Genomic DNA, 15,983 nt, shown 5'->3' with positions numbered 1-15,983 from the left:
CGACAAACTCGCCGTCCGCTTCCTGGCTACCGTCCACATCGCCGCCATCGACCTGTGGCTACGGTGACCCGACTTTCGAAACACGACCTAGGTGTAGGAGAGCCGGACGTTGGTGACACCTTCCCGAAGGCGTGAGGCCGGTGGCTGACCGCCTGCTCCTGAGTGTGGTCGGTGATAGTTGAGTGGATAGACGGCGATGGCTGCTGATCGGTCATCCTCGCTGGTGAAATCCCACGGGCGGTGATCTTCCCTGGCTTGCGGTTGGTGTCGCCGTTGGGATCGATGAAGCGACGGTGATCGAGTCCGAGCGGTGAGTCATGACCGCACGTCCGTTCGTGTGACGGCGGGTGTCACGGTGCGGTCAGGCGGTCGCGGTGCGTCGCACATAGTTCCCAGATGGTGGTGCGCGTGCGTTCGTCCAGGACGGCATCGGGCCACGGGGTCGGGATGGCCTTGGTGTTGAAGTAGGTGCCGTTGGTGTTGCAGACCTCAGGACTGGACGCGAGGTGAACGCTGGACCGTGTGGCCTTGAGCAGTGCCTTGTGGCCGAAGACGAGCGGCATAGCGAGCCGCAGCAGCGGCACGATCGGACGCGCCAGTGGCGGGTAAGTGTCGATGGTGAGGTCCTTGTTCATCGAGGTGTAGGCGTGTCCGGGGTAGGCCACGTTCAGCGTTACTGGCGTTCCGTCGAGTTCCTGGGCGAAGCGGTAGCTCATCGCCATCTGGGCCAGCTTGGTTTTCCACCTGAACCCTCCTCGAAACATCGGGACGGACCCGAACTCGTTGTAGGACAAGGCTTTTCAGCACGGAACCAGATGTCATCAGTGTAATGCGTTGCCGCCGTGGCCTATTCGCACGGCGGCTCGAACAGCGTGTCGCACTCGGCGGATATGGCCGCTCTCCCGAAGCGCGGTCCGGTCAGGATTGCCGCGGGAGCGCTGCCAATCCCGCCAACGCGAACAGTGCGGCTCCACCGCCGATGAGAGTTGCTCCGGAGGCGGTGACACCGCCCCGGCGGCCGAGCACCACTGCGACGGCGTCCCCCGCATCCGCGAGCGCGCCGAGTCGCAATCCCGTATTGCGAACCACCGGATCGGAGCTCAGGGTCGCCAAAGCCAATGCGGCATCTCGAATACCGAACATTCGGGCGATGATGCGACCGGCGGCGTCGGACACTGCAATACCGAGCGATCGGCGAGCCAGCGCCGGCCACCTGAATGTGGACAGGCCGATCGCGAGTCGCGCGATACCCAGTCCGCGAGCAATCAAAGAATGGTGCGTCATGGCAACTCCTTCAGAATTCGCGGCGGATCAAGAAGTGGACCCAACCCCCTGCACACGGGCCTCGTGAGAAGTCACGGGCGGTGACAGAAGTCGATTCCGCCAAGACGGAAGCGCCGATGATCCGCTGCACTGGAATAGCCGCCGCGCTTGTTCCGTCGCCATTCCGGTGGCCGTCGGCTTGACCAGGGCCGAGCGGCTTCGAGTTGGGCTGTGAGTCGGATGAGGAGTGCTTCGCCAGCGGGTGGGGCCACGAACTGGACGCCTAGTGGCAGGCCGTCATCGGTCCAGTACAACGGGACCGAGGCGGCTGGGCAACCGGTGATGTTTGCCAGTTGGGTGTAGGGCGCCCAAGTCAGTTGGCGACGCGCGATGCGTTCGAATACGCCGATGCGGTGCACGAGGGCGGCGGTGCGGGAATTGAGAAGGGCACGGCCGACAGCTTGTTCGAGGTGTGGGCTCGTCGAGGCGCCGATCTGAAGCGGACGCTGGGCCAGGGTTGGGGTGAGGAGCAGATGGTATTGGCTGTGAAACGCAGCGAGCCGGTGACGGTGACGGTGCCACCGGCTAACGGCCTGGGCGTATTCGGGTGCCCGGACAGCTCGACCGGCCGCGGCGGCCAATAGGGTGTCGAGTTCGAAACCGCCGTTTCGGCCACCGTGTCGCCGGGCCGCCTCGACGTCAGCGGCTATCTGCACGAAGAATGGGACGAGAAAGTCGGCAGCGCTGTCGGCGTCATAGAGTTCTATGTCGGCGGGTTCGACGTCGTGACCCAACTCTGTCAGCAGGTCGGCCGCATCCCGTACCGCTGCAACCGCTTCGACTGAAGGCATTGTCCCGAGGATGGATTCGAGCCGGTAACCGATGCGCAGGCGGCCGGGGTCGCGTCCAACCTCGTCGAGGAAACAGCTGTTCGGGAGCGCGGGCAGGTAGGGCGGTACTGCATCCTGGCCGCGGAGCACGTCGAGCATGGCAGCGGTATCCCGGACGGACCGTGAGATGACGCCATGGGTCGCCGAACCATTGAGCAGCTCAGCATGATTCGGGCCCGCGGGTATGAGGCCACGACCGGGCTTGAGTCCGAACAGTCCACAGCAGGCGGCAGGGATTCGGATGGAGCCGCCGCCGTCGGTCGCACCGGCGACGGGCACGATTCCGGCAGCGACGGCCGCGGCCGCACCGCCGGATGAGCCGCCCGGCGTGCGGCCGAGGTGCCACGGATTGCGGGCCGGGCCGAACAGATCGGTTTCGGTGACGGCCTTGGCGCCGAATTCCGAGGTGTTGGTCTTGCCGAAGATAACCAGCCCGGCATCGAGCCAGCGACGCACGACGGTGGCGTGCGCCGGAGCCGGGACCTCGGCGAGGACCTGACTTCCGGCAGAGGTCGGCACGCCGGCAAAGTCCTGTAGCAGGTCTTTGAGGAGAAAGGGAACTCCAGCGAACGGTCCGGTCAATGGAGCTGTGACCTGCTGTGCCGCAAACGATTCCATGGATCGGACGACGGCGTTCAGCGCGGGGTTCAACTCCGCTGTGCGCCGAATTGCGATGTCGAGCAGCTCCGCTGCGGTGGTCTCGCCCCTTGCCACCGCGGCGGCCAGCGCCACGGCGTCGAGTGCGCCGTACTCGTCGTCGTGCACGTCACACCTGTGGGTCCTGGTGCGACTGTGGCCATGCGGCGATACCGGCAACAGTGAAGAATGCGGCGGCTCCGCCCATGAGCAGTGCCCCACGCGTGGTGACACCGGCACGACGTCCGTTGACGATCGCGACGGTGTCGGCGGCGTCGGCGAGGACGCCCAAGCGCACACCGGCGTTCCGAACGACCGGATCGTTGCTGAGTGTTGCGATGGCCAGCGCGGCGTCACGGATGCCGAACATGCGGGCGACGGTGCCTCCGTCGGCGTCGCGGTCGGCGATCCCGAGGGAACGCCGGGCTAATCGCGGGTTGACAAAGGTGGACAGCCCGACGGCCAGCCGGGTCACACCGAGGCTACGGATGATCAGAGAACGGTTCTTCATGACAACTCCTTCAGAAAACGACGGCGGACGAGCAAGGGACCGAGACCCGAACGCCACCATGGCCACCACGCCGACGGACGCCGCACGACCGTCAACGCCACCGGGCCAGGGTCGAAGAACGAATCGCGCTGGAGGACCAGGCCGGTGGAATCAATACGGAGCCGGTCGATCGCCTGGAAGCTCGAGGGACGCCCAGCAAGGGTGGCGTCGATGCGGATCTCGATGAAAACCATGTCGGTGCGGCCTGCCCAGCCCAGCACTTCGCTGCGGGCGTCGGGCAAGAAGGTCAGCAGTCGTTGTGCTTCCTGCTGCCACAGGTCACGACCGTGGCCCTTGCGTAAGAACGGTTGCCGCAGGTCGACATCGTCGGCCAACAGTTCATCCCAGGCATGTGGGTCCGGGTGGCGCCATCCAGCGGCGAATGCCTCGACAACCTCCTCATGGGTGCGAGCCCAAACAGCCATTCAAACCTCCAGTATTTCAGATACTGTCAGTATCGGAGTATACGATAGGTATCGCCGCCGATGTCAAGCAGGGGGACTGCAAATCTGAATACTTGCGCGACAATTGAACGTATGTATAGCATATTGAACATGCGTTTAAGAGAGCAACCTTATCGGAAAGATCCGCCTGCGGATCTGAACACTCGGGCCCGTATCCGGGACGCCGCGATCGTCGTATTCGGCGAGGAAGGGTTCGGAGTCGGTGTTCGAGCGATCGCGAAGGCCGCGGGTGTGTCGCCCGGGTTGGTGAATCATCACTTCGGATCCAAAGATGGACTTCGAGCGGAGTGCGACGAGCATGTTCGTTCGCTCATCCGGACGGCGAAGACGGAGTACGTGCTGGAGCCGTCGCCGACTGCGACGCTGCAAGCGCTCACGGAGATCGAGGAGTACGCGCCGCTCATTGCCTACCTGATGCGGACCTTTCAGGCGGGCGGTGCCCTTCTGGTGACGTGGTTCGAGCAGATGGTCGCCGACGTCGAGGCGTATCTGGCGATCGGCATCGAGGCTGGGACCTTGCGCTCACCAACAGATCTCAAGGCGACGGCCCGCTATCTGGCGACCCAGAGCGGCGGTGGGTTCTTCTTCTTCCTGCAACTGCACGAGGCTAGGCACGACGGGGAGCTCGACTATCGAAAGGCGCTTCGCGAGTTCGCCGAACAGATGATGCTGCCGGCGGTCGAGATGAGCACGCACGGTCTGTTCACCGATTCGACGGTGCTCGATGCCCTGCTCGCCGAACAGTGATCCCAATTCTCACATACAAATATTGATCCTCAATCTCTCAAGGAGATTCGATGTCATCGGCAATTGACGTCCGCGATCTGCGCAAGCATTTCGGACAGGTGCACGCTCTCGACGGTCTCGACCTCGAGGTCGTCGAGGGGGAAGTGCACGGCTTCCTTGGCCCTAACGGGGCGGGCAAGTCGACCACCATCCGTATTCTGCTGGGCATCCTGGCCCGCACCTCGGGCGAGGTACGTGTGCTCGGCCGAGACCCGTGGGCCGACGCGGTTGGCCTGCACAGCGAGATCGCTTATGTTCCAGGTGATGTCACGCTGTGGCCGACGCTGTCCGGCGGTGAGACGATCGATCTGCTGGCCCGCATGCGCGGCGGCCTGGATCCCGATCGTCGCGAGGAGTTGATCGAGCGGTTCGAGCTGGATCCGCGCAAGAAGGCCCGCACCTATTCCAAGGGCAACCGGCAGAAGGTCGCCCTGGTGTCGGCGTTTTCCTCGAACGCGAATCTGCTGATGCTCGACGAGCCCACCTCGGGCCTGGATCCGTTGATGGAACAGGTTTTCGGGGAATGTGTCCAGGAGGCCACCGATCGGGGGGTGACGGTGCTGCTGTCCAGCCACATCCTGTCCGAGGTAGAGACGCTGTGTGACCGCGTCACCATCATCCGCGCCGGCGCGACGGTGGAGAGCGGCACGCTCGCGTCGATGCGGCATCTGAGCCGCACCTCGATCAAGGCCGAAATGATCGGTGATCCGGGCGATCTCGGCCGGATCGCGGGAGTCGAGGACGTCAGCATCGACGACCACACGCTGCGCTGCCAGGTCGACAGCGAACATCTGGGTGAGTTGATCCGGATCCTCGGTGATGCCGGTGTGCGCAGCCTGGTCAGCCAACCGCCGACACTGGAAGAGCTGTTCCTGCGCCACTATTCGCTCGACGGGCACAACGCCGGCAGTAATGATTCGGGCCGCCACTACGCGGAGGCATCGAAATGACGACCGCCACTGCCACGCGCCCGCACTACGGATTCACCGAATCCGCCCGCGGCGCCTCAACTTTCGCCGGAACCCTGCAACTGCTGCGGCTGTATCTGCGGCGCGACCGCATCGTGCTGCCACTGTGGGTGCTGCTGCTGTCAGTCCCACTGGGCAGCGTCTACGTCAAGAGTGTCGACAAGCTTGTCAACACCCCGGCCGATCTGGCGGACTTCGCGAAGACGATCCTGTCCAGCCCCGCGCAGTTGGCCATGTACGGGCCGATCTACAATCTCACACTCGGTGCGGCGGGGGTATGGAAGGCCGGGCCGTTTCACGCGCTCATCGCGATCGCCACGATTCTCACCGTTATCCGCCACACTCGTGCCGAGGAGGAGACGGGGCGCGAGGAACTGCTCGCCTCGACCCAGGTCGGGCGGTTCGCGAGCCTCACCGCCGCACTCACGATCGCTTGCGGAGGTGCGCTGGCCACCGGTCTGATCGGTGCTGCCAGCATCAAGGGTGCCGGGGTGCCCGGCAATGGTGCACTCGCGTTCGGGCTCGCCGAGGCCGCCTCGGGCATCGTGTTCGCCGCCGTCGCCGCGGTGGCCGCGCAGCTCAGCGCCGGCGCCAGGACCGCGCGCGGTATCGCCTTCGCCGTGCTGGCGGGCACATACACGCTGCGCGCGATCGGTGATGCCCGCGCCGCGGACGGCCCCACAAACGTGCTCACCTGGTTGTCACCGCTGGGCTGGTCGTTGCAGGTGCGGCCGTTCGCCGGCGATCACTGGTGGATTCTGCTGCTGCATGCGGCGACCGCCGCAGTGTTGATCGTCGCAGCCTATCTGCTGTTGTCCCGGCGCGATCTCGGGGCGGGACTGATCGCCGAGCGGTCCGGTGCACCCGCGGCGGGTTCCGCGCTGGCGGGGCCGCTCGGGCTCGCCTGGCGGATGCAGCGTGGCACGCTGGTGGCCTGGTGCATCGGGCTCAGTTTGTACGCACTGATGTTCGGCAGCGTGATCAATGGCATCGGAGATGAGCTGGGTTCCAATCAGACCATGCGCGACCTCATCGCCCGGATGGGCGGCTCGCAGATGCTCGAGGATTCGATGGTCACCATGGCCTTCACCATGCTCGGCCTCGCAGTGGCCGCGTACTCGATTTCGGCTGCGCTGCGGTTGTATTCGGAAGAGACCGCCGACCGTGCCGAGGCCGTGCTCACCGGTGCGATCGGCCGGATTCGCTGGGCCGCTTCACATCTGGTATTCGCGCTCGGGGGACCTGTAGTGCTGCTGTTGGTTTCGGGTTGCGTCGGTGGCCTCGCCTACGGCTTAGCGGCCCACGACGTCGGCGGCAAACTCCCGCGGGTGCTCGGTGCGGCGATGGTGCAGCTGCCGGCCATCTGGTTGTTCACCGGAGCGACCGTGCTGCTGTTCGGGCTGCTGCCCCGGTGGACACCGGTGGCGTGGGGCGTGTTCACCGGTGGACTCGCCTTCTTCCTGCTCGGATCCATCTCCGGCATACCGCACTGGCTACTGAACCTCGACCCATACAGCCACCTGCCGAAGCTGCCTGCCGCATCGTTCACCGCCACCCCGGTGGTGATCCTGGTGGCGATCGCGGCAGCGGTGATCACGGTCGGGCTTGTCGGCTTCCGGCGCCGCGACCTGCGCTGAGTAGTGTTCCGAGTGTGCCCTTGGAGGCTTCACTCCAAGGGCACACTCCACCGATGACAAAATGCCATGCAATGGTTCGATACCGACTATGCGGATTTGGTCGATCTTCGTGTTCGAATCAATCCGTCTCGAGAAAATTATCAGACAGTCGATACATCGATTACCGACCTCTAATGGCTCGATCGGATGTCTCCCGACTGTCCCGTATGGTCCTTGCTGAGGGATTCTCACGTACTCGATCCCGACAGAGCGGGTGAGCTACTGCGGCGGCTGGTCAAAATTTCCCTCGAGCGAGCTGTTCCTAGATATATTCAATCGAGCGACCGTAAGACTCTACAAGTTCAATCCGTTTGTGCGGAAATCCGGCTTCCCATTGCGCTGCAGCCTTGATAGCCCAGCCGAACTCGAATAAGTCGGTTTTCGCTCGTTGACATACACTTCCGCCGCCGTGCGGGCAGGCTCGAGCAGCCACGCACGTCACTTTGCGGACCTACCAGCCAGGGTGAAACTGCAGTTCTCGATAGCTCGGCGTATTGCAGCTTTCTATCACGTCGCCAGGATCTGCCGATGGAAGTTCGGTGCACCATGAAATTTGGCGGGCAGTCATCCGAGCACAAGCAGCCCGAGACGGAAGGAAGCTCGCCATGAATACAGTGTTCGTTGTCGGCGAGATGATTATTCTAACTGAGATATTTATGACTGCCATGTCATTAATAGTCGGGTCACTATGGCTGATCTCTCGACGTACTACCCGGCGCCCGCGAACCGAAAGCCGGGTGATCGACGTGCCGACGCATTCTGCATGTAAGGGAGAATTGATTCGGGTGGTCGAACGCGCGAAGGATGCTGCGATAGGCACCGGCGCATGGCAATGCAGGACGCCTACTGCAGTGGGCGAATCACGGTTCCGTAGGAATAATGCCGAACAGCAGTGATTCTATGCCTGTTCGGAATGCAGTATCGGTGCCGGGTGGAGTTGTGGCGGATTTAAGGGTGGTGAATAGCGCAGTCAGGTGCGGGTAGTCGCCGCGGGGCAGCATCGCCGAGATGAGGCCAGCCATATTTGCGTGGCTGGAGAGTCCGGCTCCTTCTTGTGCGGCGAAGGCGCGTACCCATCCTGTGAGGAGGCCGATGCCCGTCAGGGTGGCAGTGGCGTCGAGGCCTGTCGGCGCCAATGCACCGGCCATGTGGTCAAGGTATCGCACGGCATGCGGGCCGATGTTCGATGGTTCGGCTTCCTGTGCCAATGGATGGCGTCGATACGCGGCGCGTAACTGTTCCAGGATGCCGAAGACGTCGGTTTTTACGTCTCCCGTGAGGGGCGGGTAGTCGATTTCCGCCGCGAGCCGTGCGATGCCCAGTCCGTGGCCGATCGGGGCGCGGTGTGTCATGGCTGCCTCCCTAAGTTTGTAGGTGTCTGGGGTTGGTGCCCTGGATGCCCAGAGCGGTGGGTGTAGCTGATGTGCTGGTTGCTGTTGTTGTGGCTTCGAAGGAATGGCTGCCCCACCGCGCTGGACACTCCGGCCTCTGATTGAGATCTGATGCGAGTCGTCGCTGGTTAGGGACCTGATGGCGGGGTTGTCCTCGGGCTTGGGTCGTGGGAATGGGAGTGTGGGAGTGGCTCTGCGCCAACGGATCTGGATCGGTATCGATGTCGGCAAGGTTGCTCACCATGTGTGCGTGGTCGATGAGAACGGCAAGGTGTGCTGGTCGGGCAAGCTCGCCAACGATCAGCGAGCGATCGAGTCGGTGATCGAGCGTGCCCGCAAGACCGGGGTCGAGTTGGGCTGGGCGATCGATCTGACCAGTCCGCTGGCCGCGTTGCTGATCACGGTCCTGCTGAGTGTCGGCGAGTCGGTGGTGTATGTGCCCGGCCGCATGGTGGCCACCATGACCGGCGTGTTCCGCGGTGAGGGCAAGACCGACGCCAAGGACGCCCGCGTCATCGCCGACACCGCCCGCATGCGTTCGGATCTGCAACCGGTGACCGCGCCCGACGATCTGGTCGCCGAGCTGACCCGGCTGTCGAGCTACCGCGCCGACCTGATGGGTGACTGGGTGCGTGGGGTCAACCAACTGCGCGCCATGCTCGCCTCGATTTTCCCCGCCCTCGAGGCGGCATTCGACTACTCGGCGCGCTCGCCGCTGATCCTGGTCACCCGATTCTGCACCCCGGCTGAGATCCGCGACGCCGGAATCGACGGTGTCACAACATATCTCACCGAGAACGGGGCGTGGCGCAAAGGTATCGACGCGATGGCCGCGCAGGCGGTGGCCGCGGCCACAACCCAGGACATCGCCGTACCGGGCGAGGCCACCACCGCCACACTGATCAAGCGGCTCGCTGGCAAGCTGCTCGATCTCGACCGCGAGATCAAGGACCTCGACAAGCAGATCACCGCCCGCTTCCGCGAACACCCCCAGGCCGCGATCATCGAGTCCCTGCCCGGCATGGGCCCGCACCTGGGCACCGAGTTCCTCGTGAACACCGGCGGCGACGCCCTGGCCGAGTTCGCCACCCCGGGCCGGCTGGCCTCCTACGCCGGGCTCGTGCCCGTGCCACGCGATTCCGGCAGGATCAGCGCCAACCTGCACCGACCCAAACGCTACAACCGCAGACTGCGGCGCGTGTTCTTCATGGCCGCCCTGTCCTCGATCAAGAACGAGGGACCCTCCCGAATGTTCTACCAGCGCAAACGCACTGAACGACTCATCCATACCCAAGCCCTCCTAGCCCTGGCTCGGCGCCTGGTCGATGTGCTGTGGGCACTGCTGCGCGACAACCGACCCTTCGACACCAAGCCCCCGGACATCAGCGCAGTCCCAGTCGCGGCTTGACATCGTCATTGAGATTCCCTTCGGAAACCGGCGGCGATTCAGCAAAGAGCGCAGTCCGTTAGCCTGCTCAATCAGGTAAACCTTGAGTATCTATGATACTGCTAGTATCTGCAATATTATGCGTTCTGTGAATGAGGTCAAGCCCCAGCGTCTGGAATACGTCGAACAGACCCGTCAGGCGCTCGTCGCGGCAGCTGAACGGCTGTTCGTCGAGGACGGCTACCGTCAGACCTCGATGGACGCAGTCGGTGCCGCAGCAAGATTCACCAAAGGCGCGGTATACCGGCACTTCAAGGACAAGCAAACACTGTTCGAAGCCGTCTTCGAGCGGGTCCAGACCGATACGGCGACCACCCTGCTCGCGAATGCCCCCTCGGCCGACGACGCTTGGCAGTGGGGGCTGGACGCGGTGGCGAAGTATCTGCAGGCATGCACCGAGACGCGATACCGCCGCATCGTGCTCGAGGAAGGCCCGGCTGTACTCGGCTGGTCGAGGTGGCGCGAACTGGATCAGCAATACGCCGGCCGTCTCCTGGAACTGGTCCTCAGCGAACTCATGGACAAGCAGCTCCTGCCCCGCTATCCAGCCGATCTGCTGGCACGCCTGTGCTGCGCGATCATCGGCGAAGCTGCACGTACCATCGCCGATGCCGAGGCCCCCGATGCGGTCCGGGAACAGACTCTCGCGATCCTCACCAAACTGCTGACAGGCCTGCGATTGCCGTAGAGAAGACCAATCAGCCGTCGAGCCTCTGGAGCAGACGCATGGATCAGCGCCGTCAGCTGGCCGGCCAGGGCCTATGTTCGACATCCTCGGGTCTTCAGTGGACACCGTTGGCTGCGACCAGTACGCCAAGCGTGCCGCCCCAGTGCCAACGCGCTGCCGTCGTTCTACCAGTTGGGCACGCAGCTCGGCACACCCCGCTACGCGGCACCGCACCTGGCCGGGCTGCCGCCGCTACCCGGCATCCAAGACATGTGCAACTACGTGCCGTCGTGGATTCCGCTGCGCTTCGACCCCGAGGCGATGCCCGATATCGACCTGTGGGTCCGGCAAGACGGCACCGGACTTATCTTCGTCTACGGCCAGAAAGAACCCGCTCGCGCGAAACCCTTCCGCCTCGGCCCTGTGCCCACGATGCCGCCATCTACCTCAGGCTTTCGAACTGGTCTGCACTGGCCCAGGCGGTGCCTAATAACCGCTTCGCGGCAACACGCCGTCCTTACCGGCTGTTAGGTCGGTAGTGCAGATTCCCCAGAGGCCCGAGGGTTCCCGTCGATTGGTGGTTCGCGCGGCCAAAGCATCCGTGCACACGCTATCGTCCTGGTCCTGTGACATCCGAGATCCACACCCAGCTTGCCGAGCAAGTGCACTCGTGGCAGCGGAGCATGGCACAGCCGCATAGCTCCAGGTATAGAGCCGAGGAACTGATCGTCGAGATGAACGGTTTGGGTATCACAGTTCGAGCGCACCCCGTCGAGATGGACAAGTAGGTCGTGAGCGGTGATCACCCACGCCCAGTGACAGAACCATGGCTGCAATCGCAGTGGGAGTGGCGAGGACTGGACGTGGGGAGCGAGAAACCCCCATGTGCGACTGTCGCGACATCAAGCTGTGCAAGCTTTGTCCGAGCACGACCCGATCGAGCACGGCCGATACTCAGGCGATTGCAGTGCGATTGGCTTCGCCAGGAAAAGGTACAAGACTGGATACGGCAGCGTCGCATAGTCGCTGACCTGCTGTCGCGCGATTGAAACGCGCCATGTCGCTGTAGGATCGAGTAAGCGATTGCTAGCCACCGCTTTACACTCGAAAACGCCGAATTGTGCTTCCTGGCCGTACAGGACGTGATCTGCCGCGTCGTCGAATTGCGATGGCGACCAGACCAATGCGTACGGGTCGTGTCGGACAATCTCTGCCGCAAGCAGCGAATCAATCGTGCGCTCGGGTATGAGCCTCTCGTATCCCATTCACCCTCCCTTCTTCAACCTCGGACCCTACCGTCCCGAACCGAGATAACCCAAGGTCACGGCTTACTTCACAAACCGGTGGAGTGTAGGTTTTGGCGCCCTGCACGATTCGCTCAGTGTCTGAGCATGGCCTGTTCGATCAGGACATCGACTCATCGGGCGCGACATCTGACGTCGGGGTTGGATCTGGGCCGCTGTTGGTCGTCGTCGAGTTATTCATCGACGGCGCGCGCGTGAGGGGTATGTTCGCGGGGTGGGAGGCAGGCTGGCGCTTGTGGTGGGGTCGGAATGCGAGACGTTGCGCCGATTGGGGTTCGCGGACCGGTTGGCGAGCGACCTCGCTGACCGGTTAAGCGCCTTGGGAGGCTGGGAATCAGCCGTAAGTTCGGGTGGTGCACTACTGAATCCGACTACTGCGGAGCTGGTTTCGGCGGTTAAGGCCGCGTTCACGACGGCCTCGGAGCAGCAGGCGGCGTTGCTGATCAGCTTCATCGGTCATGGTGTGGTGACCGGCGACGGGAATTTCTTTCTGCTGGCACATGACTCGCCGACCATGCCAGAGTCCGATACCGCACTGCACCTGGTGCAGGTGCTGAGCGAGCAACTGGACCGGCACCCAGTAGATGGGCTGATCGTCATGATCGACGCCTGTGAAACCCGGGAAGGCCTCACCAGTGGATCACAGCGGCTGACCGAACGAACCGCGTTGGGGGCGAAGCGAATCGAGCTGTTGGTAGCAACCGGCAACGAAAACGCCTATGACGGCTGCTTCACCCGCACCACACTGTCCGTGTTCGAACACGGCCTCCCTGCCCGCGGGGAGAACCTATTGCCGCTAGACCTGCTGGATCCCTTGACGTCGGGCTGCCCGCGTCAGGTTCCCGGGCACTGGGGTGTGGCCCATGGTGGCGATCCGGGTTTGTGGCTGGTGCCGAACGTCGCTCGCCGCGACGACGCCGTGCGTGGGCGATCGACGGCGGGGTTGGTGGATCAGCTCACCGAGGGAGTGGTCCTCACAGACTCGCTGCGGCAACGAATCTTCGAAGTAGTCGGTGACACCGGCAGTCGCCTGCGCGTGGTGATCGGCCCGGCTGGCTGCGGTAAATCGACGCTCATGTCACTGTTGATCCGTCCGGGACTGCTGGGGAAGGCCTGGTTCAGCCCCGATTATGTAGCCGCCGCCGCATTCGTCTCCGCCGCAACGTCGCTCGAATCACTGGCTGTCGAGTTGTCGGAGCAGCTGCGTCGCCGCGTGGACGAGTTCGCCGACGCGACTTCGATCGCTTCGACAAGTGCCGCGGATGGTTCGGAGGTCGATGTTTTCGAGTCAATGGTCCTGGAACCGTTGGCGCGGATACCAACTCGGTGGCAGCCGATCAATATCGTCATCGACGGTCTCGATCAGGCCGAATCCGGTACCCGCGACCTGATCCTGGCCGCGCTGACAAAACTCGTCGGGGGCGACGAACTCGAGCATGTGAAGCTGCTTGTCGGAATCCGGGAAGGCGACGGACTCGAGGACCAACCGCTTTTCACCGGGATACACCACATCCAGATCCCAGCCCCGACTCTTGAGGAGATCGCCCGAGTCGCGGACGCGGCTCACGACGTCGCGAGTCGAGCACTCGACGACACAGTGAGTGACTGGCAGCGGTGGATCACCCGCCTGCAGGGACAGTCCGACGTGGGTGGTTGGCTACTGGCACGATTGCTAACCGAACTCGACAGCGACGACGCACTCGAAATCCGTGGCGGCATCACCTTGTCGGAGCTCGTCGCCAAACGCGTCCGCCAGGCCCTGCACACCACCGACACCGCAGCTTCACGACCGATCCCTGCCCTGCTGGCCGTACTCACCGCAGCCGGATCCGGCCCGGTGTTGCCGGTCGAACTCCTGCACGCCGCGCTAACAGCGCTCGGCCATACCGTGACAGATGGCGGTCTACGCGACAGTGTGGTCGCTCTCGGAATGTTGATCAGTCGAGGTAACCCCGGCACACCCGAGGAACGACTTGGACTTGCCCACGAAGAGTTCCTCACGCCCATCGCGGCCGAAGTCGACCGACTAGGCACTTCCGTCATCGACGCGCACCAAGCGATTACCACAGCGCTAGAAAACGTCGCTGGTGATCGTAGCGTCACCTACGCCCGCGGTGCCGGTGCCCGCCACTACCTAGCCTGCGGCGAACCCGACGCCGCCCTAAATTTGCTCACAGCCTTCGACACCCCACGACCGGCCGATAACCGCGACACCTGGGCATCCTGGCTGCCCCTGATCAACCAAACACTGGGACCCGGCCACCCCGACAACCTCGTCGCTCGCCACCATCTTGCCTGCTGGCGCGGGGAGAGTGGTGATATAGCCGGTGCGATTATTGAACTCGAGCGGTTGCTGGCCGACAGTTTGCGGTTCCTCGGGCCGGACCACCCGAGTACCCTTACCTCGCGTGGCAACCTCGCTTACTGGCGTGGTGACATCCGTGCAGCGATCACCGAATACGAGCGTCTGCTGGCCGACAATCTGCGGGTCCTCGGGCCAGACCACCCAAATACCTTCGCCACCCGCCACAACCTCGCGTACTGGCGCAGTGAGAGCGGTGACATCCGTGCAGCGATCACCGAACACAAGCGTCTGCTCGTGGACCGGTTGCGGGCCCTCGGACCAGACCACCCGGACACCCTCACCACCCGCCACAACGTCGCCTACTGGCTCGGTGAGAGCGGTGATATCCCTGCAGCGATCACCGAATACGAGCGTCTGCTCGTGGACCGGTTGCGGGCCCTCGGACCAGACCACCCGGACACCCTCACCACCCGCCACAACTTGGCCAGCTGTCGGGGTCAGAGCGGTGACATTGACGGAGCGATCACGGAATTCGAGCACTTGCTGGTCGACAGGTTGCGGGTCCTCGGGCCAGACCATGCCGACCACCCCGACACGCTCACCACCCGCCACAACCTCGCGTACTGGAGGGGTCAAAGCGGTGACATTGACGGAGCGATCACGGAATTCGAGCACTTGCTGGTCGACAGGTTGCGGGTCCTCGGGCCGGACCACCCCGATACCTTCGCCACCCGCGGCAACCTCGCCTATTGGCGTGGTGAGAACGGTGATATCTCCGCAGCGATCACCGAACACGAGCGCCTACTAGTCGATCGGTTGCGGGTCCTTGGTCCCGACCATCCTGACACCTTCGCCACCGCTGGCATCCTCGCCTATTGGCGTGGTGAGAGCGGTGATATCTCCGCAGCGATCACCGAACACGAGCGCCTACTGGTTGACCGATTGCGGGTTCTCGGGCCGGACCATCCGAATACGCTCACCGCCCGCAACAACCTCGCATACTGGCGAGGTCAAAGCGGTGACATCGCCGCAGCAATCATCGAATGTGAGCGGTCACTGACCGACAGTCTGAGAGTGCTTGGGCCCGACCATCCCCACACACTCACAACTCGTCACAACCTCGCCAGCTTGCGGGGTCAAAGCGGCGACATCGACGGAGCAATCATCGAGCACGAGCGGTTACTGACCGACAATCTGAGAGTGCTTGGGCCCGACCATCCCAACACGCTCACTACCCGCAACAACCTCGCGTACTGGCGAGGTCAAGGCGGTGACATCGCCGCAGCGATCGCCGAATATAAGCGGTTGCTGACTGACAATCTGAGGATCCTCGGGCCTGACCACCTCGACACCCTCGCCGCCCGTCACAACGCCGCCTACTGGCGCAGTGCAAGCGGTGACATCGAAGGAGCGATCACAGAATTCGAGCGGTTGCTGGTCGACAGGTTGCGGGTCCTCGGACCAGACCACCCCAACACCCTCACCACCCGCAACAACCTCGCCCACTGGCGCGGCCAGACCGGTGACATCGAAGGAGCAATCACAGAATTCGAGCGGTTGCTGGTCGACAGGTTGCGGGTCCTCGGACCAGACCACCCCAACACCCTCACCACCCGCAACAACCTCGCCCACTGGC

General features: G+C 63.5%; 13 protein-coding genes. 7 read left to right on the top strand and 6 right to left on the bottom strand.

Annotated elements, in window-relative coordinates:
* Window positions 1-350: 350 nt before the first annotated feature.
* The 5 genes from ACIBW7_RS42765 to ACIBW7_RS42745 form a co-directional block, all read right to left on the bottom strand.
* Window positions 351-722 (bottom strand): hypothetical protein, encoded by a 372-nt coding sequence (locus ACIBW7_RS42765; protein WP_397056836.1) that lies wholly within the window; start codon window positions 720-722, stop codon window positions 351-353.
* Window positions 723-918: 196 nt separating this feature from the next.
* The gene (locus tag ACIBW7_RS42760) at window positions 919-1,284 is read right to left on the bottom strand and encodes a hypothetical protein (protein WP_397056834.1); all 366 of its coding nucleotides are present in this window, start codon (window positions 1,282-1,284) and stop codon (window positions 919-921) included.
* A gap of 71 nt (window positions 1,285-1,355) precedes the next feature.
* On the bottom strand, window positions 1,356-2,918 hold the full coding sequence (locus ACIBW7_RS42755; RefSeq protein ID WP_397056832.1) for an amidase: 1,563 nt from the start codon (window positions 2,916-2,918) through the stop codon (window positions 1,356-1,358).
* Window position 2,919: 1 nt separating this feature from the next.
* On the bottom strand, window positions 2,920-3,300 hold the full coding sequence (locus ACIBW7_RS42750; protein ID WP_397056830.1) for a hypothetical protein: 381 nt from the start codon (window positions 3,298-3,300) through the stop codon (window positions 2,920-2,922).
* Window positions 3,297-3,764, bottom strand: coding sequence for a nuclear transport factor 2 family protein (locus ACIBW7_RS42745; RefSeq protein ID WP_397056828.1), 468 nt, complete (start codon window positions 3,762-3,764; stop codon window positions 3,297-3,299). The genes ACIBW7_RS42750 and ACIBW7_RS42745 overlap by 4 nt, the downstream gene beginning before the upstream one ends.
* 111 nt (window positions 3,765-3,875) lie before the next feature.
* On the opposite strand from ACIBW7_RS42745, the gene ACIBW7_RS42740 reads away from it, so the two are divergent.
* Genes ACIBW7_RS42740 through ACIBW7_RS42730 form a run of 3 tightly spaced genes read left to right on the top strand, consistent with a single transcriptional unit; the run spans window position 3,876 to window position 7,194 of the window.
* The gene (locus tag ACIBW7_RS42740) at window positions 3,876-4,550 is read left to right on the top strand and encodes a TetR family transcriptional regulator (protein ID WP_397056826.1); all 675 of its coding nucleotides are present in this window, start codon (window positions 3,876-3,878) and stop codon (window positions 4,548-4,550) included.
* 50 nt (window positions 4,551-4,600) lie between these two features.
* The gene (locus ACIBW7_RS42735) at window positions 4,601-5,539 is read left to right on the top strand and encodes an ATP-binding cassette domain-containing protein (protein ID WP_397056824.1); all 939 of its coding nucleotides are present in this window, start codon (window positions 4,601-4,603) and stop codon (window positions 5,537-5,539) included.
* Entirely contained in the window at window positions 5,536-7,194 is a 1,659-nt protein-coding gene (locus ACIBW7_RS42730) for an ABC transporter permease (RefSeq protein WP_397056822.1), read from the top strand. The genes ACIBW7_RS42735 and ACIBW7_RS42730 overlap by 4 nt, the downstream gene beginning before the upstream one ends.
* An 899-nt stretch (window positions 7,195-8,093) precedes the next feature.
* On the opposite strand, the gene ACIBW7_RS42725 is transcribed toward ACIBW7_RS42730, so the two are convergent.
* Complete coding sequence (locus tag ACIBW7_RS42725; RefSeq protein ID WP_397056820.1) at window positions 8,094-8,585, bottom strand: TetR/AcrR family transcriptional regulator C-terminal domain-containing protein; 492 nt, start codon at window positions 8,583-8,585, stop codon at window positions 8,094-8,096.
* 226 nt (window positions 8,586-8,811) lie between these two features.
* On the opposite strand from ACIBW7_RS42725, the gene ACIBW7_RS42720 reads away from it, so the two are divergent.
* From ACIBW7_RS42720 to ACIBW7_RS42705, 4 genes are all read left to right on the top strand, one after another.
* Window positions 8,812-10,032, top strand: coding sequence for an IS110 family transposase (locus tag ACIBW7_RS42720; RefSeq protein WP_397056818.1), 1,221 nt, complete (start codon window positions 8,812-8,814; stop codon window positions 10,030-10,032).
* Window positions 10,033-10,159: 127 nt separating this feature from the next.
* Window positions 10,160-10,759 (top strand): TetR/AcrR family transcriptional regulator, encoded by a 600-nt coding sequence (locus ACIBW7_RS42715; protein WP_397056816.1) that lies wholly within the window; start codon window positions 10,160-10,162, stop codon window positions 10,757-10,759.
* Between the two features lie 9 nt (window positions 10,760-10,768).
* Complete coding sequence (locus tag ACIBW7_RS42710) at window positions 10,769-11,269, top strand: hypothetical protein (protein WP_397056838.1); 501 nt, start codon at window positions 10,769-10,771, stop codon at window positions 11,267-11,269.
* Window positions 11,270-12,256: 987 nt separating this feature from the next.
* Window positions 12,257-15,983: tetratricopeptide repeat protein (locus tag ACIBW7_RS42705; RefSeq protein WP_397056814.1), on the top strand; the 3,727-nt coding region annotated here is incomplete at its 3' end.

It is taken from the genome of Nocardia sp. NPDC049526 (genome assembly GCF_044465765.1).
Lineage (GTDB): Bacteria > Actinomycetota > Actinomycetes > Mycobacteriales > Mycobacteriaceae > Nocardia.
Note: the sequence above shows the minus strand (reverse complement) of the source record. Positions and strands in the feature narration are given on the sequence as shown.

Excerpts from the sequence above, each read along its gene's own strand:
- ACIBW7_RS42765 (WP_397056836.1), bottom strand. The coding sequence starts at position 722 with ATGGCGATGAGCTACCGCTTCGCCCAGGAACTCGACGGAACGCCAGTA.
- ACIBW7_RS42760 (WP_397056834.1), bottom strand. The coding sequence starts at position 1,284 with ATGACGCACCATTCTTTGATTGCTCGCGGACTGGGTATCGCGCGACTC.
- ACIBW7_RS42740 (WP_397056826.1), top strand. The coding sequence starts at position 3,876 with ATGTATAGCATATTGAACATGCGTTTAAGAGAGCAACCTTATCGGAAA.
- ACIBW7_RS42750 (WP_397056830.1), bottom strand. The coding sequence starts at position 3,300 with ATGAAGAACCGTTCTCTGATCATCCGTAGCCTCGGTGTGACCCGGCTG.
- ACIBW7_RS42725 (WP_397056820.1), bottom strand. The coding sequence starts at position 8,585 with ATGACACACCGCGCCCCGATCGGCCACGGACTGGGCATCGCACGGCTC.
- ACIBW7_RS42730 (WP_397056822.1), top strand. The coding sequence starts at position 5,536 with ATGACGACCGCCACTGCCACGCGCCCGCACTACGGATTCACCGAATCC.
- ACIBW7_RS42735 (WP_397056824.1), top strand. The coding sequence starts at position 4,601 with ATGTCATCGGCAATTGACGTCCGCGATCTGCGCAAGCATTTCGGACAG.
- ACIBW7_RS42745 (WP_397056828.1), bottom strand. The coding sequence starts at position 3,764 with ATGGCTGTTTGGGCTCGCACCCATGAGGAGGTTGTCGAGGCATTCGCC.